At 41.9% G+C, this 19,362-nt stretch carries 19 protein-coding genes and 1 tRNA gene; 10 read left to right on the forward strand and 10 right to left on the reverse strand.

Annotated elements, in window-relative coordinates; translation table 11 throughout:
• Nucleotides 1-372 precede the first annotated feature (372 nt).
• Nucleotides 373-2,586, forward strand: a complete 2,214-nt coding sequence (locus tag OSCIL6407_RS0126970; RefSeq protein WP_007357373.1) for a molybdopterin oxidoreductase family protein — start codon at nt 373-375, stop codon at nt 2,584-2,586.
• Between the two features lie 229 nt (nt 2,587-2,815).
• Here the strand turns inward: OSCIL6407_RS0126970 and OSCIL6407_RS0126975 are convergent, their stop codons facing one another.
• Together OSCIL6407_RS0126975 and OSCIL6407_RS0126980 are read right to left on the reverse strand one after the other, a co-directional pair.
• A complete protein-coding gene (locus OSCIL6407_RS0126975) occupies nt 2,816-3,241 on the reverse strand; it encodes a DUF4351 domain-containing protein (RefSeq protein WP_007357372.1) in 426 nt (141 codons plus the stop codon).
• 44 nt (nt 3,242-3,285) lie between these two features.
• On the reverse strand, nt 3,286-4,701 hold the full coding sequence (locus OSCIL6407_RS0126980) for an NB-ARC domain-containing protein (RefSeq protein ID WP_007357371.1): 1,416 nt from the start codon (nt 4,699-4,701) through the stop codon (nt 3,286-3,288).
• 224 nt (nt 4,702-4,925) lie between these two features.
• On the opposite strand from OSCIL6407_RS0126980, the gene OSCIL6407_RS0126985 reads away from it, so the two are divergent.
• Complete coding sequence (locus OSCIL6407_RS0126985; protein ID WP_007357370.1) at nt 4,926-6,017, forward strand: hypothetical protein; 1,092 nt, start codon at nt 4,926-4,928, stop codon at nt 6,015-6,017.
• A 7-nt stretch (nt 6,018-6,024) separates the two neighbouring features.
• Entirely contained in the window at nt 6,025-7,542 is a 1,518-nt protein-coding gene (locus tag OSCIL6407_RS0126990) for a WD40 repeat domain-containing protein (RefSeq protein ID WP_019487901.1), read from the forward strand.
• A gap of 113 nt (nt 7,543-7,655) precedes the next feature.
• On the opposite strand, the gene OSCIL6407_RS0126995 is transcribed toward OSCIL6407_RS0126990, so the two are convergent.
• Nucleotides 7,656-7,967 carry a DUF4926 domain-containing protein gene (locus tag OSCIL6407_RS0126995; RefSeq protein ID WP_007357368.1) on the reverse strand — a complete coding sequence of 104 codons (312 nt, stop codon included), beginning with the start codon at nt 7,965-7,967 and terminating at the stop codon, nt 7,656-7,658.
• Between the two features lie 131 nt (nt 7,968-8,098).
• On the opposite strand from OSCIL6407_RS0126995, the gene OSCIL6407_RS0127000 reads away from it, so the two are divergent.
• Nucleotides 8,099-8,434, forward strand: a complete 336-nt coding sequence (locus tag OSCIL6407_RS0127000; RefSeq protein WP_007357367.1) for a DUF6883 domain-containing protein — start codon at nt 8,099-8,101, stop codon at nt 8,432-8,434.
• Nucleotides 8,435-8,442: 8 nt separating this feature from the next.
• On the forward strand, nt 8,443-8,667 hold the full coding sequence (locus OSCIL6407_RS0127005; RefSeq protein ID WP_007357366.1) for a DUF4926 domain-containing protein: 225 nt from the start codon (nt 8,443-8,445) through the stop codon (nt 8,665-8,667).
• 78 nt (nt 8,668-8,745) lie between these two features.
• Here the strand turns inward: OSCIL6407_RS0127005 and OSCIL6407_RS0127010 are convergent, their stop codons facing one another.
• Nucleotides 8,746-8,973, reverse strand: coding sequence for a hypothetical protein (locus OSCIL6407_RS0127010; RefSeq protein ID WP_019487902.1), 228 nt, complete (start codon nt 8,971-8,973; stop codon nt 8,746-8,748).
• Entirely contained in the window at nt 8,963-9,301 is a 339-nt protein-coding gene (locus OSCIL6407_RS0127015; protein ID WP_007357364.1) for a DUF6972 family protein, read from the reverse strand. The genes OSCIL6407_RS0127010 and OSCIL6407_RS0127015 overlap by 11 nt, the downstream gene beginning before the upstream one ends.
• A 232-nt stretch (nt 9,302-9,533) precedes the next feature.
• Between OSCIL6407_RS0127015 and OSCIL6407_RS0127025 the strand changes: the two genes are divergently transcribed.
• From OSCIL6407_RS0127025 to OSCIL6407_RS0127035, 3 genes are all read left to right on the forward strand, one after another.
• Entirely contained in the window at nt 9,534-11,222 is a 1,689-nt protein-coding gene (locus tag OSCIL6407_RS0127025; RefSeq protein WP_007357363.1) for a potassium channel family protein, read from the forward strand.
• 299 nt (nt 11,223-11,521) lie between these two features.
• Entirely contained in the window at nt 11,522-13,300 is a 1,779-nt protein-coding gene (locus tag OSCIL6407_RS0127030) for an N-acetylmuramoyl-L-alanine amidase (protein ID WP_007357362.1), read from the forward strand.
• A gap of 153 nt (nt 13,301-13,453) precedes the next feature.
• Complete coding sequence (locus OSCIL6407_RS0127035) at nt 13,454-14,641, forward strand: CapA family protein (protein WP_007357361.1); 1,188 nt, start codon at nt 13,454-13,456, stop codon at nt 14,639-14,641.
• A gap of 2 nt (nt 14,642-14,643) precedes the next feature.
• Here OSCIL6407_RS0127035 and OSCIL6407_RS0127040 read toward each other — a convergent pair whose 3' ends face one another.
• The 5 genes from OSCIL6407_RS0127040 to argZ form a co-directional block, all read right to left on the reverse strand.
• A complete protein-coding gene (locus OSCIL6407_RS0127040) occupies nt 14,644-15,159 on the reverse strand; it encodes a DUF29 family protein (protein WP_007357360.1) in 516 nt (171 codons plus the stop codon).
• A 63-nt stretch (nt 15,160-15,222) separates the two neighbouring features.
• Nucleotides 15,223-15,447 (reverse strand): hypothetical protein, encoded by a 225-nt coding sequence (locus OSCIL6407_RS0127045; protein WP_007357359.1) that lies wholly within the window; start codon nt 15,445-15,447, stop codon nt 15,223-15,225.
• Entirely contained in the window at nt 15,440-15,634 is a 195-nt protein-coding gene (locus tag OSCIL6407_RS33600) for a hypothetical protein (RefSeq protein ID WP_148288938.1), read from the reverse strand. The genes OSCIL6407_RS0127045 and OSCIL6407_RS33600 overlap by 8 nt, the downstream gene beginning before the upstream one ends.
• Nucleotides 15,635-15,703: 69 nt before the next feature.
• The gene (locus OSCIL6407_RS0127050) at nt 15,704-15,928 is read right to left on the reverse strand and encodes a hypothetical protein (protein ID WP_007357357.1); all 225 of its coding nucleotides are present in this window, start codon (nt 15,926-15,928) and stop codon (nt 15,704-15,706) included.
• Nucleotides 15,929-16,187: 259 nt separating this feature from the next.
• A complete protein-coding gene (argZ, locus tag OSCIL6407_RS0127055; protein WP_007357355.1) occupies nt 16,188-18,302 on the reverse strand; it encodes a bifunctional arginine dihydrolase/ornithine cyclodeaminase in 2,115 nt (704 codons plus the stop codon).
• A gap of 438 nt (nt 18,303-18,740) precedes the next feature.
• Here argZ and OSCIL6407_RS0127060 point away from each other — a divergent pair.
• Both OSCIL6407_RS0127060 and OSCIL6407_RS35670 read left to right on the forward strand, forming a co-directional pair.
• Nucleotides 18,741-18,812, forward strand: a tRNA-Gly gene (locus tag OSCIL6407_RS0127060).
• Nucleotides 18,813-18,959: 147 nt separating this feature from the next.
• Nucleotides 18,960-19,106 carry a hypothetical protein gene (locus OSCIL6407_RS35670; protein WP_155523436.1) on the forward strand — a complete coding sequence of 49 codons (147 nt, stop codon included), beginning with the start codon at nt 18,960-18,962 and terminating at the stop codon, nt 19,104-19,106.
• The last annotated feature ends 256 nt before the right edge of the window (nt 19,107-19,362 follow it).

A 19,362-nucleotide genomic window follows, 5' to 3' on the forward strand; every position in this document is an offset into this window, starting at 1 on the left:
TAATTAACTTGACATCTTGCACCAATTGTAATAACCGCCAGGGGTTGAAACTCCGGGAGAATCCCACTTTTATAAATATAGCTGTAGGGGCGGGTTCGCCAACAGCTTTAACGGTACTGCAAAGGCTAAAAAAAACGCCCCCACCCCGCGATTAAGTCCTTTATTGATAATGGTGCAAGATGTGAGATTAACCGGATTACCAATTACCAATTACGATCGCGGATTTTACCGATTACACGGATTACACGGATTAGTTAGAGTCACGATCGTTTAGTCTGTGAAATCAGAGGAATCTGTAAAATCTGTGTATCCCAAATACCAAATACCAAATACCAAATACCAATTACCAATTACCAATTACCAAATTAGAATATGGAAAGTATTAAAACTCTATGTCCCTATTGTGGTGTGGGCTGTGGTTTAGAGGTGTCGTCGCCAACAAAACCAGGTCAGAGTTGGAAGGTGAAAGGCGATCGCGAACATCCCTCTAGTATGGGTATGGTTTGCGTCAAGGGAGCAACAGTCACAGAATCTATTCAGCGCGATCGCCTGCTTTATCCGATGATGCGTGACTCCCTAGATGAACCTTTCCGCCGCGCTAGCTGGGATGAGGCTTTAAATGCAATTGTTAACCGCATTCAAACTGTACGCGCTACTAGCGGCCCAGATGCTCTTTGTATGTATGGTTCGGGTCAATTTGTGACTGAGGACTATTATGTTGCTCAGAAACTAATCAAAGGTTGTCTGGGAACTAATAATTTTGATGCCAATTCTCGGCTCTGTATGTCTTCAGCGGTTGCTGGTTATGTGCAGAGTTTTGGTGCTGATGGCCCGCCTTGTTGCTATGACGATCTAGAGTTAACTGATTGTGCTTTTATCATTGGTAGCAATACCGCAGAATGCCACCCAATTATTTTTAATCGACTGGCAAAATACCATAAGAAAAATGCCGATGTTAAAATGATTGTGGTCGATCCGAGGCGGACTCCTACCGCTGAAGCGGCGGATTTGCACTTAGCAATTAAACCGGGAACGGATATTGATTTGCTGAATGGGATTGCTTATATATTACTACAATGGGGTGATGTTCACGCTCCGTTTATTGATGAATGTACGACTAATTTTGCGGCTTTTACGGAGGTAATTAAATATTATCCACCGCAATTTGTAGCGGACAGATGCGGCATTTCTGTGGATGAATTGAAGACGGCGGCCCGCTATTGGCAAGAATCCAAGCGAATTTTATCGCTGTGGTCGATGGGGATGAATCAGTCTTCTGAGGGGACGGCGAAGGTGCGATCGCTAATTAATTTGCACTTGATGACTGGTCAAATTGGTAAGCCGGGATGCGGCCCTTTTTCTCTTACTGGCCAACCAAACGCGATGGGGGGACGGGAAGCGGGGGGATTATCTCACATATTACCGGGATATAGGTTTGTGAGAAGCGAGAAACATCGAGCCGAAGTTGAGGAGTTTTGGGGGTTGCCGGCGGGGAGTATTTCACCGATTCCGGGCCGCACGGCTTGGGATATGATGACGGGTTTAGAAACGGGGGAAGTTGAGTTTCTATGGATTGCAGCCACTAATCCGGCGGTGAGTATGCCAGATTTGGAGCGGACTAAGGCGGCTTTGAGGCGATCGCCTTTCACGGTGTATCAAGAGGCTTATTATCCAACGGAAACAGCACCTTTTGCTCACATACTGTTACCAGCGACGCAGTGGAGTGAGAAGACGGGAGTAATGACTAATTCCGAACGCCGAGTAACTTTGTGTCCTGCTTTCCAGCAACCGCAGGGAGAAGCTTTGCAGGATTGGCAGATTTTTGCTGAGGTGGGCCGTCGCTTGGGTTTTGGGGATCAGTTTACTTTCCAGACTTCCGCTGAGGTACATAGTGAGTTCGTGCAGTTGACGCGGGGGCAGCCTTGCGATATGTCTGGGATGAGTCACGATCGCCTACGTGCGGAAGGGCCAATGCAGTGGCCGCTTTCGGAGAAGGAAGAAGGAAGAAGGAAGAAGGAAGAAGGAAGAGGGGAGAAGGAAGAAGGGAAAGAAGATAGCGATCGCAAGTTGGCTGCAAGTGAGAGACTTTACACGGATTGGCGTTTTCATACGCCTGATGGGAAGGCGAGATTTGCAGCTTGTCATTCGCGAGGGTTGGCGGAACCACCCGATCCGAATTATCCTTTGGTGTTAACTACTGGCCGACTTTACGGACACTGGCACACATTGACGCGGACGGGTAGAACTGAGAAGATTAATCAAATGCACCCCGATCCGTTTATTGAGATTCATCCCAGGGATGCGGAGGAATTGGGGATTGAGAATGGGGTGATGGTGGAAGTGCGATCGCGCCGAGGAGTTTGTCGGTTTCCTGCTAAGATTACGAAAGCGATCGCGCCTGGGACGGTGTTTGTACCGATGCACTGGGGTAGTTTGTGGGCCGATGGTGCCGAAGCAAATACTCTCATGCACCATGAGAGTTGTCCCGATTCTAAACAGCCAGAGTTAAAAGCTTGTGCCGTTCAATTAGTACCAATTCCAGTGGAAGTTGTAGGGGAGAAATCGTTGTTAATGGTGAGTGATTAAATAAGAAAGTCAGGACTTATGCAAAGAAACCGGGTTTCTATGAAAAATCTCCGTTTCTCAACTAGAAATCTCCGAAGAAACCCGGTTTCTGACTTAGCCTGTGTGCGTATTTGAAACTTTTGGATCGGGGAAATGGGGTCGCGGCAATCCTCCTGCCTCTACCGTTGTATAACTTTGGAGAATTGGTATAAGGTGGGATTCCCACCTTACAAATTATATCGGTCTGTGTCTATTGGTTTTGCCGCTCTAACCAAGTAGTTAAATCTGTGAGTTGAGAGAAGTCTAAAAGTGCCTCAGCTAGTTCTTCCAATTCAGTTAGGGATAATGATTGAATTTGAGTTTGGAGCTCAGGTGCGATCGCGCCTAAACGTCTAGTGAGTAAGCGCATAATCAGCGATAAGGCCTCCTCTTGCTTTCCTTGTGGAATTCCTTGTTGAATTCCTTGTTGAACTCCTTGTTGAACCCCTCGTTCCAATCCTTCTTCAAGGATTGCTTGATAAGTTACAGATTCCCGCATAAGATCGTTCCTAAATAGTTGGCGAATCAAATCTCTTTCAAACCGCAGACCGGCGAGAATATCGGCACAGGTTAACAGATTCCGCCGCTCATCGATTGGCTCAATTTTAGCAACTTCTTGGGCAACTTGTGCGAGCAAGGATGCCGGGGAGTCGCTGCGATTGCAAGCCTCTGGTATTGTTATTATTTTGATAACATTAGGTTTTTAATGTACTCCCTAAATACAGGTTGAAGTGTGAAAAGTGTTCGCTCACCTTGTTTGATTTTTTTTATCAAGCAACGCCGTCCCAAGGATTGCACATTTTTTAATAATTCCGATGGGGATAATTCCAAATTTACTGTACTTTTTGATATTTCAATTGGTTCGACTTCGCTAGCTAGCCAAGACATCACCTTTTTTTCTGAGTCAGATAAGCGATGGAAATGCTGCTGCAATAGGGGTTCTAAATCGCCTAAAAATAGTGTATCGTAAGATAATAACTCTGAAACGCTGCCGTTAAATAAGTCTTGAATCATAGCGCCCACTATATTTAACCAGGATGGATTACCTTGATAAATGTCAATCAATTCTAACCATCTCTCCGGTTCTAGTAAACCTTTTTCTCTGAGAATTTCTTGAGCTTCGGTTCCTAAACCATTCAATTGTAATGTCCTACAGGCTTGGTTTTGGCTTTCTAAGGCCACTATTTCTCTGGGTTTTTCCCAACTTAATAATATTAAGCAACTGTGGTGGGATGATTCTGCTAGTTGTTTGAAGAATGTGCCGTAATTTTCATATCCAGGTTGGTAATTGCCTGCGAGTTGTCCGCTGCTGAAAATCATTTGTACGTCATCGAGTATTACAAGACAGCGGTATGAACGTAAATATTCTAGTAGGGGCAATCCCCCTGTGGTTGCCCTTTCTTCTGGGGCGGGCACGGGGGCACCGCCCCTACTGAGGAATTGAATTAGGTTTGTTTCGAGTGTTTGGAGGGTTGGGGTGTTGTGGAGGCTGCGGTAAATAATATAATCAAATTCAGTTTTTATCTGTTCTATTAGTTGGATGGCGAGGGCAGTTTTGCCAATTCCGCTTAATCCTAATATGGTGATGAGACGAGTACGATCTTCTACAATCCATTGTTTGAGTGTGGTAAGTTCGGATGTGCGGTTATAGAATATGTTTGAATCTGGTGCATCGGATAAGTCTATGTGAAGTTGTTTAGGAGTTTGTTGGGAGTTTTGGGGAGAGGTGGGCGATCGCTCTTTTGTTACCTCTGAATGACATCGATCGCTACAAACATTAATTTTGCTATTATTAATACTATTAACAATATGATTATTAGAAAATTCTATTCGTTTCAAAAACGATCTAAAATTAGATTGACTAACATTTTCTCCTAACACATCTGACAGCAGTTTCCATAACTTCCAAGCAGCTTTTCTGACATGATCGTTACTAAATTTATAGTCTTCTGCTATTTCTGGATACTTTTTACCTTGCGAAGTAGCTTCTAATATAGATATTTGTAGAGAGTCAAGACGTTTTCCTGTTTTAGCAAATATTTCGTCATCGATCCATTTTACCGATTCTTCAAGCTCCATAAATTTAGGTGCAGTCATATTTGGGTCTAACACAGTACCAGTTTACCACACTTTTTGATATTTGAGGAACTAAATACCACTTTTTCCTATTAACTCCCATTAAATCCCAAATTTTATCTTGGCAAATTACCCATTAAATTCAATTGTTATATCGAAAGTATTTGATAACATTGATTAAGATATATGCAGCTCAGCTAAAAACAACAGCTATCCGCAAATAAACTTATTAGGCAGTAAAATCCATGCAGATTTATCGAATTATTATGTTGGGGCCTCGCGGTTCTGGCAAGACCGTGTATTTGGGAAGTATGTTTCAGAAGCTGTCCAGTCAAGGGGAATGGGGATTTTTCCTAGAGATTGGTGCTGAAAATCGCAAGAAACTGACTGAAATCTACACCGAAGTTGCTACACAAACGAAATGGCCTCGAGGGACGCTTCGGGAGGAAGTCTTAGAATGGGTTTTTACCTGCTCCATCAACAGAAATAGAACTAAATACTCAGCTTGCCAGTTTATCTATCTCGATTACGCAGGCGGTAGAATTACTGAAGCCGATATGGAAGATGGTTCTGATTTTAATCGAAAGATAGAAAGTGCTGATATTCTACTGGGATTGTTAGACGGAGCTAAAATTTGTGCTCTGATGCGTCAAGAACAGGAAGGAGTAGTATGGGTTATCAATGAGTTAAAAAATATACTTGATATAATGACGGGAGGTATTGCAAAACCAGTTCATTTTGTCATTAGCAAGTGGGATATTGTTGAAAGTAGTGGATATTCTTTGAAACAAGTACGAGAGAAATTATTAGAATCTAGTGACGCATTTCAGAATCTAGTTACCACCCGTAAACAAGATGGATTTCTAACCAGATTGATTCCTGTTAGTTCCGTTGGGAAAGATTTCGCTAAACCTGTACCTGGTGGCGGTATGGAAAAAATTCCCGGAAAACTGCCTAAACCATTTCAGGTAGAAGTTCCCTTAGCTTGTGTTTTACCGGATTTGATCCTGAATCAAAAAAGAGAACTTGATAAAAGGGCTTCAGAAGAAAGGAAGCGATCGACTAAAGTTGAAGCAGACCTTTCTGGTGTGGAAAAATTCAGTCAAAATTTGCCAGGATTCTTAAGAGGTTTTCCTGGGATTAAAAATTGGGCAGGATCTGCCGAACAAAAGAAAAGAGAAGCGGCTGAAAGAAGTGAGGAATTACGTCAGCAACAAAAAGCTGCCTTGGACAAAATAGGCGATGAAAGAAGCGCTCTTGAATCTGTTGTCAACAGCTTTATCTTGATCCAAAACCAACTTTATATAAGTTTCCCCGATTCCGATCTATCTTCGTAATATCTTTATGAAAAATTTAGATTGTTGGCCTTTTTTAGTTAGCGCTAATCGCCACCTTGACTATAGAACAATAGTTGCCCCTGACTTTATGTGTAAAGTTGGTGATGCCAATACTATTGCCAACACAGCAGGCGGTAATCTAACAGCAGAAAATGTGTCTTTCTACCGAGAAATACATAAATCTAAAGTTGGAAAATTAACCATAGTATTTCGAGTGATTGAAACAACCTTTGAAGACATGGGCATTGAAGGGAGTGGAGTTTTAAAAGATTCATTTGGTCGAGAAATTTTGTTAATTGAAGGAATTGTTATTAAGGGATTACTCCCAGATGTGATAGTTTCCAAAGATACTATCGAAATGGCTCACGGAATGATTATTCAACCTTATCGTGAATTTTGGGAATGTACAAGGGTTGAACCTGCTACAGCTTCAGTATGTTTTAGCCTACCACAAGATAGTTCTGAATCTTGCCTACAATATCAGAAACTAGATCCTTATGGTGTTGATATCCAGAAACCAGAGGAACCAGACAAACCTAAAGCGCCAGTTTTTCCAGAGGTAGATCCGCAGAAAAAAAGCAGTAAAAGTCAAGGCTGGAGAAACCAAAGGACTAATTATCTTGATGGTGAAGTTACATCAGTGACATTTTTACCCAAAGGCAATTCTATTGCGATTAGATACGAACACCAACAAACAATTATTATCAAAAATTTAGGGACTAACCAAGATACTTTTTCTGCCAAAGAAGATATTATTGGATTCGGCTATCCTCATCCTATTGCAATTAGTCCTAATGGTCAGTATATGGCTACTGGAATCATTCAAAAAATCGGATATGGTGTCATAAAATTATGGAATATTGAAGAAAAAAAAGAGCATAAAGAAATTCATGGACATAAAAACATTGAGTTCAGTAGAATTATACCCGTAGCTTTTACTCCAGATAGCGAAATGCTAATTAGTGGCAGTAAAGATAAAATAATTTTTTTCTGGGATGTTAAAACCGGTGGCAAAAGAGGCCAACCAATTGAGAACTTTGTAAGTGAGATTAGGGCTATAGCTGTTAGCCCAGACGAACATAGCTCTATTTTTGTCATTGGGGATGGTGAGGGAAATATTCAGTCTTATAATTGGAACAGTAGAAAAAAGATTAAAAGTTTTCCAGCGCAGGGTTTGTCTAATGGCTTACCTATTAATTCATTAGCTTTTAGTCCTGATGGTAGAATACTTGTCAGCGGTGGCGATGACAATAGTATCAAACTTTGGGATGTCGATAGTGGTAAAGAATTGAATAGCGGAAAACACTCAGCTAGAGTCAGAACAGTTGCTTTTAGCCCTGATGGTAAATTAATTGCTAGTGGAGACGATAGCGGTATAATTGAAACTTGGGATGTTAAAACTATGGAAAATGTAGTTTTACCTAAACATCATAATGTAGTAACATCACTTACTTTTAGTCCTGATGGTAAAACTTTAGCAAGCGGTAGTAAGGATAGAACAGTTAGGTTTTGGGAAAGAGTTTAGAAAAGAGTCATAGTGTATCCCTACGAATCTATCTCAAATTACACTTTTATGTAAGCGATCGCCCCTCCCATTCCAACTTATGAAAAAGTGCGATCGCGCTTTCTCCAAACAAACTACCGCCGATACAAAGAACAAGCAAATTCTAACACTTCTTCCTGAGAGCGATCGGGTAAATGATTAATAATTGCTGTAATTTTCTCCGAACTTGACAGCCAGCTTTTTGTACTAGCTTTCCAAACCACAATAAATTGCTCCTCTGATAACGTACACAAAGCTAAAGTTTCTCCTTCATTATTGGTAAACTCCACTTCATAATTGCCATCATAGTAGCACTCTACTATTGCCCCTTGATTTCCTGAATAGACACGATCTTCAGGCAAATCTACTAACAATTCAACAACATCAAAAAGTTCAGGCTGTATCATTTCCGCTTCCTTAGATATAAAGTTGTCAATCTAGCAATATTACTATTTATCCCCAAGCGCGATCGCTCCCATCCTTGACCGATCGCCTCAAATCTGGTTAACATAGACATAATCAGCTCTGGAGAGAGTCATTGAAACTGCCCAATTATGAAAGAGCAGTGGCTCCTCAAAAGAAAATTACCGAATATCTGCTCTCACTTACCCACCGGGACGGGAAAAGCAAAGCCAAATTTTTTTTGCGGTTTGGCTTCTCCGTCGATGCTTGGGAAATCATGGCAACTGCCTTGCTGCGTCATGCTGCTGAGCATGAATTAGCTAAAATTGAAGAATCGCCTTTTGGCACTCGGTACGTTGTTGAAGGAGAAATCCTCGCAGCAGATGGCAGAAAACCCTTTGTGCGTTCTGTCTGGTTTATTGAAACCGGAGGCGAAATTCCCAGGCTAATAAGTGCCTATCCACCAGATTAAAAAAGAAAATGATTCAAGAACTTGACAGCGTTGTTTTAACAACTGACATCCCAGAACAAAACTTAAGCCAAGGCGATATTGGCACCGTTGTTTTAGTACATCAAGGTGGCGTAGGATATGAAGTAGAATTTGTTACTTTGACCGGGAAAACAGTAGCTATTGTCTCACTCTTTAGTTCACAAGTCCGTCTGATCCGTGACAGAGAAATCGCTCACGCTCGAATGTTAGCTTGAAAATTATCTAAATTTCACCTCATCCCCAAGCGCCGCAGCTACGCCAGCCGCAGGCATCGCACCTTCAACACCAATTATTCAAACTAACTCCGACACTCTCAATCGCCCTTCTATCGGTTCATATTCATCCTCCAAAAGCCAATACTGTGCCTCATCATAACTCTGACTAGAAAACACAACTTTATAACCCTCAGCCGGATCGTAGATTCGACAATTTCCCTCAGCATCACTTAGTAACAAAAGCAGATAAGGCGGTGAAAGGTTTGGATCGATCCATACCTCTGTAAACTCCCAATTATTCTTCACTAGGTCGGCTTCGAGGGGTAACGTGATATCGGTTTTCAGCATCGACTTTTATCTCTCCATAATAAAGTAAAAGGCGGCTACTATTCGGGTCAACTCTATAACCAATTGATTCAACAAAAAACATACCATAACGATCGTAGCCCCGAATCGTACCTGTAAATTCTCCATCTTCTATTATGGCTTGAGCTACCTGATTCATAGTAGCCTCATCATTAAAAATATGGGCAGCACGTCCTTTATTAAGCAATCTTCTCATTTGTGGCGTGTCTGGCAAGTGTTTAGCAATGTGCCTGCTGTCAAGAGTGATTTGGCGATTAATTCCGCTCATTAATTAATTGCTGAACATACAAGTATCATTAAATCACGCGATCGCGCCGCAAAACTTTTAGCGAAAAACTACTTAAAATCATCACTTGAGCTCCTATTAAAATCAGCCCACCGCCATTTTGAATCAAAATGTCTAATAGTATTTTTAGCTACAATCTTCCAAGTACCAACACTGGATAATAGTAAATTGCACAATCTAGGCAACTCCTAGATTGTATTGCAACGAACTTTCTATGAAACCTCGAATCATAGTTTGCGGCTTAGGTCGCACAGGGTACAAGATTTTCTGTTTGTTGAGACAGCAAGGAGCGATCGTTGTTGGTATCAGCGATCGCCCTTTGAGATGTGAAGGTTCCGATGTCGTAGTAGGCAACTTACAAGCAGCCTCAAGTTTATTGGCCGCCGGCATTCAAAACGCTCACACCCTCGTTTTAGCGGGAGATGACGATGCCGTAAATTTGGCAATTTTGATGCAAGCAAGGATTCTCAATCCTAAAATTCGCATCATTAACCGCCTCTTCAATACCAGCCTGGGCGATCGCCTAGACCATACCCTGCCGGAGCATACCACAATGAGCGTTTCCTCCTTAGCCGCTCCCGTGTTTTCCTTTGCAGCTCTTGGCAATCAAGCAATTGGACAGTTGCGCCTATTTAACCAGACTTGGCCGATTCACGAAGAATATATCGATGAAAATCATGCCTGGAAAGGTCGAAAACTGAGGGATTTATGGGAAGATCGATCGCGAATGCTGATCTATTATCTGCCAGCGGATAATAAAATTGACCTAGTATCGGCGGTTCTAGCTCATGGATATTTACAGCAAGGCGATCGCCTAATTATTGCCACTCAACCCAGCGTGCGATCGCGCCGCAAAACTTTTACTCAAAAACTACTTAAAATCATCACTAATATACGGCGACTTCAGCAGCAAACTCAATCAGCCGTCAGCGTCAGCATCACTCTTTTACTAATAATTCTAGCAGCCACATTCACATATACAACTGTAAATTTTCATGTTTCCATAGTTGATGCTTTCTATTTTTCCGTCGGCATGATTACCGGAGCTGGCGGCAACGATAAAGTAGTAGAAAATGCCCCAGATAGTATTAAAATATTCACGGTAATCATGATGTTAGTTGGGGCAGGAATGATCGGCCTCTTCTACGCACTCCTCAACGATTTTATATTAGGAACCCGCTTAAGAGAATATTGGGATGCTGCGCGAATTCCCCAACGAAATCACTATATAATCTGTGGTTTGGGAGGGATAGGAGTACAGATTGCTAAACAACTACAAGCCAACGGCCATGAAGTTGCAGTCATAGACAGCGACTCTAACAATAGATTCCTCAGCACTGCTCGCTCCTTAAAAATTCCCGTAATTCAAGGAGATGCAAGTTTATCTTCAATCCTAGAAGAAGCTAATATTAAACAAGCTGAAGCTTTATTAGCAGTTACTAGCAGCGATATGTCAAATTTAGAAATTGCCTTAAGCGCTAAAGGATTAGCTCCCAAACTGCCAGTTATTGTTCGCAATCAAGACCCACATTTTGCACTCATGGTGCAACAAGTCTTTGAATTTGAAGCCGTATTAAGTCCGACAGAAATAGCCGCTCCTGCCTTCGCTGCGGCAGCAATTGGAGGGCGGATTTTTGGTAATGGGATGACATTAGATAGTCTCTGGGTTGCCTTAGCAACATTAATTACACCAGGGCATCCCTTTTGCGGCCAACGCATTCAAGATGCTGCTATGTCTGCTGATTTTGTACCTTTGTATGCCGAAACTAATTGCCAAACAATTCACGGCTGGGATTTGCTAAACTTTTATCTTAGTGCTGGGGATGTCTTGTATTTGACTATGCCAGCTAATAGACTAGAGCAATTGTGGAGATCCGTTTCTACGGAATTAATTAGAAATTGAAAAAGAAGGGAAAAAATAGGGTATTTTAGTAGGAATTACACAAAGAAACCGGGTTTGTGTGAAAAATCCTTGGTTTCTTAACGAGAGTTTACAAAGAAACCCGTTACACAAAGAAACCGGGTTTGTGTGAAAAATTCTTGGTTTCTCAACGAGAGATTTACAAAGAAACCCGGTTTCTGACCTCAATGTGTGTAAATCCTGTGTAGAATTCTTTAAGAACACGAGGGAATAAATTCCCTTGCGTCGTTTTTCCTCTCAGGTCTGAAGACACTGAGTTTCCAAACTCCCATCCTTTTTTTATGAGAAAAATTTTAGGATTATTGGTATTGGCAATAATTGTGGCGATCGCATCCGTAGCCGTAGCCGCGCAACCTTTATTTGTCGCCTATCCTCCAGCTAATCACGAAACGACTGCCGATCGCATTTTCTTAATCGGCACAGCACCAGCACAAGGACAGGTATTTGTCAATGGTAAACCCATCGAAAACCGCAGTCCAGCAGGACATTTTGCTCCGACTTTCCCCTTGCAGGCGGGACAAAATAGCTTTAGTTTGCGCTATGAAAATCAGGAAGTAAAAATCAAGGTAACGCGCAAGTCAAATCAGCCAGAAGTGCCTGTAGGTGCGACGTTTGCCCAAGCTTCGCTGATGCCATCACAGGATATAGCGAGAATGCCTGGAGAGTTAATTTGCTTTAGCGCGATCGCACCTCCTAACGCGCAGGTTTCAGTAAAATTGGCGGGTGACACGATTCCTTTAATGGCGCGATCGCAAGTGGATTTGCCAGATAATAAGGCTGTATTAGTTGGGGGGAATTCCCCCGAAAAAAGCGCGATCGGACAGTATCAAGGTTGCGCTCAAATATCCTTAGAAACGGGAGAAAAAGCTAAACTAGATTTAGGATTACCCCAATTTCAACTAACAGTAAACGGTCAAACTGTGACTCAACAAGGTACTGGCAAGATTACAATTTTGTCTCCGACTCAATTTGAAGTAGCGGAAGTAACCGCAGATGCAGGTGTCGCTAGAACGGGCCCCAGTACGGATTTTTCGCGCTTGACACCCCTGCCCAAGGGAACTAGGGCCGCGATCGTATCCCGCGAGGGAGAGTGGCTACGATTGGATTATGGAGCCTGGATTAAAGCCTCAGAAGTGCGGATTCTCAAAGATGCAGTGCCAGTGCGATCGCTAATTCGGAGTGCCAGTGCGCGTCAAGTTGGCGAGTGGACAGAGGTGCGATTCCCCTTAGAAGTAGCAGTGCCAGTAGCCGTGCAACAGGGAGAAAGAACCTTTATCCTAACATTATATAATACCACCGCTCAAACTGACATTATTCGCCTCGATGATGACCCAGTAATTTCGCGCTTAGACTGGCAACAAATATCTCCCCAACAAGTACAATATACTTTCAATCTCAAATCTGCTCAACATTGGGGTTATAAGTTGAGATATGAGGGGACAACTTTAATCCTATCTCTGAAACATCCACCTGTAGGGGCGAAAATTAGTACAACAGAAAAGCCACTAGCAGGAATTAAAATACTCCTCGATCCGGGACATGGCGGCCCGCAAGATATGGGGGGTATCGGGCCAACAGGTTATCGTGAAAAAAGTGTGGCTTTGATTATCTCAAAGTTGGTACGAGAACAATTAGTAAATCGGGGTGCGAATGTGATTATGACGCGCGAGGAAGATATCGATTTAGATTTGCCGCCAAGGGTAGAAATGATTAATAAACAAGAACCTGCGATTGCCATTTCTTTGCATTATAATGCTTTACCAGATAACGGCGATGCGATTAAAACTAAAGGAATTGGAGCTTTTTGGTTTCATCCCCAAGCGCACAGTTTAGCAATATTTTTGCACAACTATTTAGTTGAAAAATTAGATCGCCCGACCTATGGCGTATTCTGGAATAATTTAGCAATGACTCGTCCCGCTGTCGCTCCATCTGTATTAATGGAATTAGGATTTATGATTAATCCAGTAGAGTTTGAATGGATTGTAAACCCGACAGAACAGAAAAAGTTAGCAAATGCGATCGCGCAAGGAATTACCGAATGGTTTGCTACTCGATAAAAAATAGGAATTATGCAAGCTTTACGTAACGCCACTATCTTGGCGATTATTTTACTACAAGTGAGAACGGCGTTACGTAAGTTCTCAAAAAAATAAAATTTTCCTAATAATCTTGGCGATTGCTATACAATTCCTAAAACTGCTAAAAATAAGATGAAACTCAGATATTCATTATTAATAATTGCCATTCTTTTTCTTCCCGGATGCAATCTCTCCCAAAATTCCGATCGCACACCAATCTCAAAGAATAGTCCATCCTCTCAACCTTCCGTTCCCGTCAAACCGCAATCTTATACCAAAGAAGCTAAACTAATTGCTGTTGGCGACATTATGATGCACAAAAGTCAAACGCAATCGGGTTATGATTCGCAGAATAAAACTTATAAATTCGATAGCTTTTTCACAGAAGTCAAGAAAATTCTATTAACTGGAGATTGGGTAATTGGCAATTTAGAGACAACCTTAGCGGGTGAAGATGCAGGAGGATATACGGGATATCCACTGTTTAATGCACCCTCACAATTGGCAGATGCTATCAAAAATGCAGGTTTTAATATTTTGACAACCGCTAATAATCATTCCTTAGATAGAGGAGAAAAGGGAGTAATTAATACTATAAAAAATGTGCGCGATCGCGAACTTGACTCAACAGGTACAGCCGCATCTGCCAAGGAAGCAGAGAAAATTTTAATAGTTACTAAAAATAATATTTCAATGGCAATATTAGCCTATACTTACGGAACTAATGGCATCCCCATTCCCAAAGGTAAAAACTATCTTGTCTCTCTAATCGATGAACATAAAATCGTTAAAGATATTGCCAAAGCGCGAAAGCAGGGAGCCGATTTAGTTACAATTAGTTTGCATTTTGGCGAAGAATATCAGCGTCAACCAAATGCTCAACAAAAAAAACTCGTTGATAGCTTAGTAAAAGCTGGTGCGGATATTATTCTCGGTAGTCATCCCCACGTTGTCCAGCCTTATAAAATCTTTGAATTACCTAGAAAAGATGGTAGTATTAGAAAAGCAGTGGTAATTTATTCAATGGGTAATTTTATTTCTGGTCAAATTGGGAATTATAAAGATTTGGGAGTGATTTTTACCGTAAATATCCGCAAAAAATTCCCAGAGAAAACCATAGAAATTGGGAAAGTGGAAGCAATTCCTACTTGGGTACATCGTTACAGCCAAAATGGAAAATTGAATTATCGGGTTTTGCCATTAGAAGCTGTTGTGAATAATAAGAACGATAAACTTCTTGCAAAGACAGAATATGCAGCTTTAGAGAAAAATTTGCGGACAATGAACAGTCATCTTGAGTCTGGGAGTAGCAAAAAATAATATTAACTCTCTAAATTCCAATCTTCACCCCCAGGCAAATGCGACAAATATTCATCGATCGCATCTTCCAATTCCTGTCTAGAATAAGAGTAGGTCAAATCAAGAAACTTATTAGCAATCAAAATAATTTGCCCTCTATCAACTCTTTGAGAAAGTTGAACGCGGCTTAATTTCCCTTCTAGCACTTCCCTACTAGCCTCGCGAATTGCTGCTTCTAGTTCATCTTCTAGAAAAGGCTGCCACTCATCCACGTTGATGTAGTAAGATGTTTTATTATCCTTAAGATTTAGCTTTTTAATACCTCTAACAGAATTAGCAATAGAAGCAGCCCAAGAATTTGTTAACCGCTGTTCAACTTGGTTCTTAATTAAATGAATTAGTAAAATTAGTAAAAAAGACCCAATATTCCGCAAAGTTGCCTGTTTACTCATTCCCTCTAACTCATCAACAATTGCTAAAGCATCGTCATAGCGACTTTCTAAAATACAATTTTTGAGGTCTATTAATTCCTGTACCATTATTTTTCACCATCAATAATTTTAGTGATTTTGTAAAGTGGGCAATGCCCACCTTACTTTTACTTATTGCCTTGCTTTATCCATGATCTGAGCCAACTTCACTTTCAAGTTTTTAAATTCTCCTGCTCGATCTCTTAATGTATTTGGATCGTCTTTAATTCTCTCATAGTGTTCCATCATAGCTAAGTGCCGTACATATTCATTTTCCTCACCCAAATGTTCTAGAGCAAAATCAATCAATTCATCATTTGTTAGCTGTTTGAGTTGTTCTTTAATATCTTCAGACATATTCTATATCTCCATTAGGATTGATGTAAACAATCATACGTTGGTCTGGGAATTGCCGGGGTTGAATCACCATGTACAATTTTCCATTGGGGAAGATATCAACTAACCGAATAAAGCATTTTAGCTGTACAGTTAATTGGTGTGTAGTCACATATAGTGTGCGAAGTTGTTCTGGTGTTGGCTCCATTATAATCAAGTTGATTTCAAAAAGACAATATCACGAGTGTAAGGTGGGTAATTCCCACCTTACTATTAGTTATTGCTTTGCTTTTTCCATTATCTGAGCCAACTTCAATCGCAAACCTTTATCTTCTCCAGGCAGATCGGTTATTGTGTTTGGATCGTCTTTAGTTCTCTCATAGTGTTCCATCATTGCTAATTGCCGTACATATTCATTCTCCTCTCCTAAATGTTCTAGGGCAAAATCAATTAATTCATCATTTGTTAGCTGTTTGAATTGCTCTTTAATATCTTCAGACATATCGCTTACCTCCATTAGGATCGATGTACAGAATTATGCGTTGGTCTGCGAATTGCCGGGGTTGAATCACAATGTACAAGTTCCCATTGGGGAAAATGTCAATTAACCTAATCAAACATTTGAAATCTGCTGTTAATTCGCGTCCCTTCAGATATAGCCATCGAAGTTGCTCTGGTGTTGGCTCCATTATAATGCAGTCGATTTCACAAAGACAATATCACGAGTGTAAGGTGGGTAATTCCCACCTTACTAACTCAATCTACATAGTTTGAGCTACATGATAACGACTGGTCAATTTATCCAATTGATTCACCAACAAACTGAGGAATAATCCGACATCCGTCACCACACCAATTGACTCAATGGAACCGCGATCGCTTAATTTTGTAACTACCGCTGGGTTAATATCAACACACACCATCTTCACTCCTGCTGGTGTCATATTCCCCACACCAATTGAGTGCAACATTGATGACAACATCAAAATCATGTCCGCACCACGCAATAACTCAGCATATTCTTCCTGAGCCTTAATTAAGTCCATTTGAGTATCAGGAAGTGGCCCATCATCGCGAATAGAACCTGCCAGAGAAAATGGCACATTATTCTTGATACATTCGTACATCACACCGCTAGTAATAAATCCGGCTTCAACAGCTTTGGCAATACTGCCATAACGCCGGATCGAATTAATTAGTTTCAGGTGGTGTCTGTGTCCGCCGCGAACAGCAATGCCGCGCTTCATATCAACACCTAAAGATGTACCCATCGTGGATTGTTCCATGTCATGAACTGCGATCGCATTTCCACCTAACAATGCTTGCACGTAACCTTCACGAATTAAATGTGTTAAGTGTTCGCTACCGCCAGTGTGAATTACCACTGGCCCTGCTGTCACGACAACTTTACCGCCGCGATCGCGAATTTGCCGCAATTCCCACGCTACTTGTTCCACTACCAATTCTACGCGGCGTTCGCTAGAAACGCTGCCCGACATAAAGCTAAATTCTTGAGAGTTTCGTTGTTCCCGCGATTCAGCTTTGCGGATTGTGCGGATACCAACAACATCAACAACTACTTTTTCACCTACTTTTAAATCCCGCAAAATTTTACACTTCGCAGTAATTCCATTTGGGGTTTCAGTAATGGCAATTGCGCCATCCATCCGCTGATTTCCAACTCTGATCCACTCACCGTTTACCCGCACCTCAGTCGGATAAATTGTACTAACATAAAAGTCATCTGGCCCTACGCCATCTTGGATAACAGGCTCTAAATTGGCATCGCAAACTTCTTGCGGTGGTGGTACTGCACCTAAGTCAATTAATAGGCTGATAATTTCTTCCATCACCTCGTGGGAAGGAGCCGAAACTTTAACGTCAGCCGATGAAGTGCTTTGACGTTGCTCTCCCAGATTGAAATTCAAGACTTGGAAACTGCCGCCATTTTCGACAACTAAATCTAAGGCTTGGCTAATTAATCCAGAGTCTAGTAAGTGACCTTCCATGCGAATTGTGCGGCTTTCTACCATCACATTTGCGGAGCGATCTTCCTGTACTGGTTCTGTTACCCGTAGTGTCAAGCACTTAGCCGCACCGCCAGCTTTTAGAAATTCTGTCAATGGGGTTTCAATTACTTTAAAACCTGCATTTCCTATGCGGTTCTTCAGAGATTCGCTCACCTTATTCATTACTACAACTTTGTCAATGTTGACAGCATTGCAGGCGAAGTTAATGGCATCTGCTTCTTCAATAGCAATTAACTTTTCTGGTGTTACCCGCATTTCAATTACTTTGTTAGAGTAGGAATCAAATGCAGGTGGGTAGTAAAGTAAATAGCCACCACTAAGGGGACAAAAACAGGTATCTAAGTGATAGAATCTTTCATCACTTAAACGCAGTGAGATTACTTCGATGTTCAGCCATTTTGCCAAGTAGGGATGGGAGTCGAGCTCGGAACGGAAGCCGTATCCGGCCCACAACCAGCGGCCTTCGCGATCGAGTAAAGCGTCACCTGCACCTTCAAAGGGTAGGTCTTTGGGGAGTTCGTGGACGGTGTAGCCTTTGCTTTGGAACCATTCTTTGAAGTAGGGTTCTTCGCCTTGGCGTTCCTTGTGGTAGAAGCGACTGAGGACGAATGTGTCCCCTAAGACGAGGCCGGCGTTGGCGGTGAAGACCATATCGGGCCAACCTTTTTGGGGGGTTACAAGGTCTACGATCGCATTTTCTTTGAGAATGTGGTACAGTTTTTCCCACTGCTCGACGGCGCGATCGCGCGATGATTTATGGACGTTCCCCTCCATCCAAGGGTTAATCACATAATCCACGTCGTAGTGGTCGGGGGCGCACATGAGGAAACGAATTGAATCTGTCATAATCTGGTTAAGGTGAGGTAGACGCTACAGACGGATGTTGGCAGAACTTTGTATAAAGACTACGCGCATCACTCCTAGCTTTAGGGGTGCAAAGTCTGGCGGCAGAAAGGCTAACTTTCTACTATATCATGCCAGAGGATCGTGGCACAAGATGGCTTGGTAGGTGAAGGCATAAACGAAAATGCTTATACAGCAAGCTTTTTAGTCATTGGTGTTTTACTTTTTTAAGTGAATTTACTTAATTTAGGGCTTACGCATTATTTGCGTAACGCCACCATCCTGGCGGTTGATTTAGCACCAGGATAGCGGCCTAACTATTGCGTAAGTCGTGTTAATATAAGTTGCCAGCCAGCCATTAGATGTAAAGCATAATATTTTTTAATCTACTTGTATTACGTTCAGGCAATCAGGTAAAATCAAATAATCTAAGAGGTGAGCGCGGATGTAATTCAGTGGTAGAATGTCAGCTTCCCATGCTGAACGTCGTGGGTTCGAGTCCCATCGTCCGCTTATTTAATTAGGGTTTCGCGGGGTGCGGATTTTTTTGATCTGAACTTACGCAAAATATTTGTAACGCCGCCATCCTGGCGGTAAATAAACCGCCAGGATGGCGGCGTTACAGAGAAAGCTTAACAAGCTGATAGAGGATTTGTGAGAATGGGAGAAACATCTGAAGTTGCGATCGCCTGGTGGTCAAGTCAAACACTCAGTATCATTAAAAGTTTCTTGCAAGATGCGATCGCATCCCAGCATAGTCTTAATCCTAGTCATTGCGAACGTAGTAAAGCAATCCCAAGGCATTGAGATTGCTTCGCGGAGTTCGCAATGACCGGAAATTGCTACGTTAAAATAATAGTTACTCCAGCCAGCACCCTTCACCTACAAGCGATCGCACCCTTCAAAAAAGATTTACAAAAGGCTAGACAAAACTTAAGATCGCATATATAATCAGAAATTGTCGCCAAAAAACAAAAGCTGCCAACTTCCAAAGCGAGTCAAAAGCTCAAAGCCAGGAAACACAAGCAAACCGGAGCGAACCAGCTTGCGAGCTGACTCCCAT

The sequence above is a fragment of the Kamptonema formosum PCC 6407 genome, from assembly GCF_000332155.1.
Classification (GTDB): Bacteria; Cyanobacteriota; Cyanobacteriia; order Cyanobacteriales; family Microcoleaceae; genus Kamptonema; species Kamptonema formosum.

Excerpts from the sequence above, each read along its gene's own strand:
- OSCIL6407_RS0126970 (WP_007357373.1), top strand. The coding sequence starts at position 373 with ATGGAAAGTATTAAAACTCTATGTCCCTATTGTGGTGTGGGCTGTGGT.
- OSCIL6407_RS0126990 (WP_019487901.1), top strand. The coding sequence starts at position 6,025 with ATGAAAAATTTAGATTGTTGGCCTTTTTTAGTTAGCGCTAATCGCCAC.
- OSCIL6407_RS35670 (WP_155523436.1), top strand. The coding sequence starts at position 18,960 with ATGGGAGAAACATCTGAAGTTGCGATCGCCTGGTGGTCAAGTCAAACA.
- OSCIL6407_RS0127015 (WP_007357364.1), bottom strand. The coding sequence starts at position 9,301 with ATGAGCGGAATTAATCGCCAAATCACTCTTGACAGCAGGCACATTGCT.
- OSCIL6407_RS33600 (WP_148288938.1), bottom strand. The coding sequence starts at position 15,634 with ATGGAGCCAACACCAGAACAACTTCGCACACTATATGTGACTACACAC.
- OSCIL6407_RS0127025 (WP_007357363.1), top strand. The coding sequence starts at position 9,534 with ATGAAACCTCGAATCATAGTTTGCGGCTTAGGTCGCACAGGGTACAAG.
- OSCIL6407_RS0127040 (WP_007357360.1), bottom strand. The coding sequence starts at position 15,159 with ATGGTACAGGAATTAATAGACCTCAAAAATTGTATTTTAGAAAGTCGC.
- OSCIL6407_RS0126980 (WP_007357371.1), bottom strand. The coding sequence starts at position 4,701 with ATGACTGCACCTAAATTTATGGAGCTTGAAGAATCGGTAAAATGGATC.
- argZ (WP_007357355.1), bottom strand. The coding sequence starts at position 18,302 with ATGACAGATTCAATTCGTTTCCTCATGTGCGCCCCCGACCACTACGAC.
- OSCIL6407_RS0127005 (WP_007357366.1), top strand. The coding sequence starts at position 8,443 with ATGATTCAAGAACTTGACAGCGTTGTTTTAACAACTGACATCCCAGAA.
- OSCIL6407_RS0127035 (WP_007357361.1), top strand. The coding sequence starts at position 13,454 with ATGAAACTCAGATATTCATTATTAATAATTGCCATTCTTTTTCTTCCC.
- OSCIL6407_RS0127045 (WP_007357359.1), bottom strand. The coding sequence starts at position 15,447 with ATGTCTGAAGATATTAAAGAACAACTCAAACAGCTAACAAATGATGAA.
- OSCIL6407_RS0127030 (WP_007357362.1), top strand. The coding sequence starts at position 11,522 with ATGAGAAAAATTTTAGGATTATTGGTATTGGCAATAATTGTGGCGATC.
- OSCIL6407_RS0127050 (WP_007357357.1), bottom strand. The coding sequence starts at position 15,928 with ATGTCTGAAGATATTAAAGAGCAATTCAAACAGCTAACAAATGATGAA.
- OSCIL6407_RS0126995 (WP_007357368.1), bottom strand. The coding sequence starts at position 7,967 with ATGATACAGCCTGAACTTTTTGATGTTGTTGAATTGTTAGTAGATTTG.
- OSCIL6407_RS0126985 (WP_007357370.1), top strand. The coding sequence starts at position 4,926 with ATGCAGATTTATCGAATTATTATGTTGGGGCCTCGCGGTTCTGGCAAG.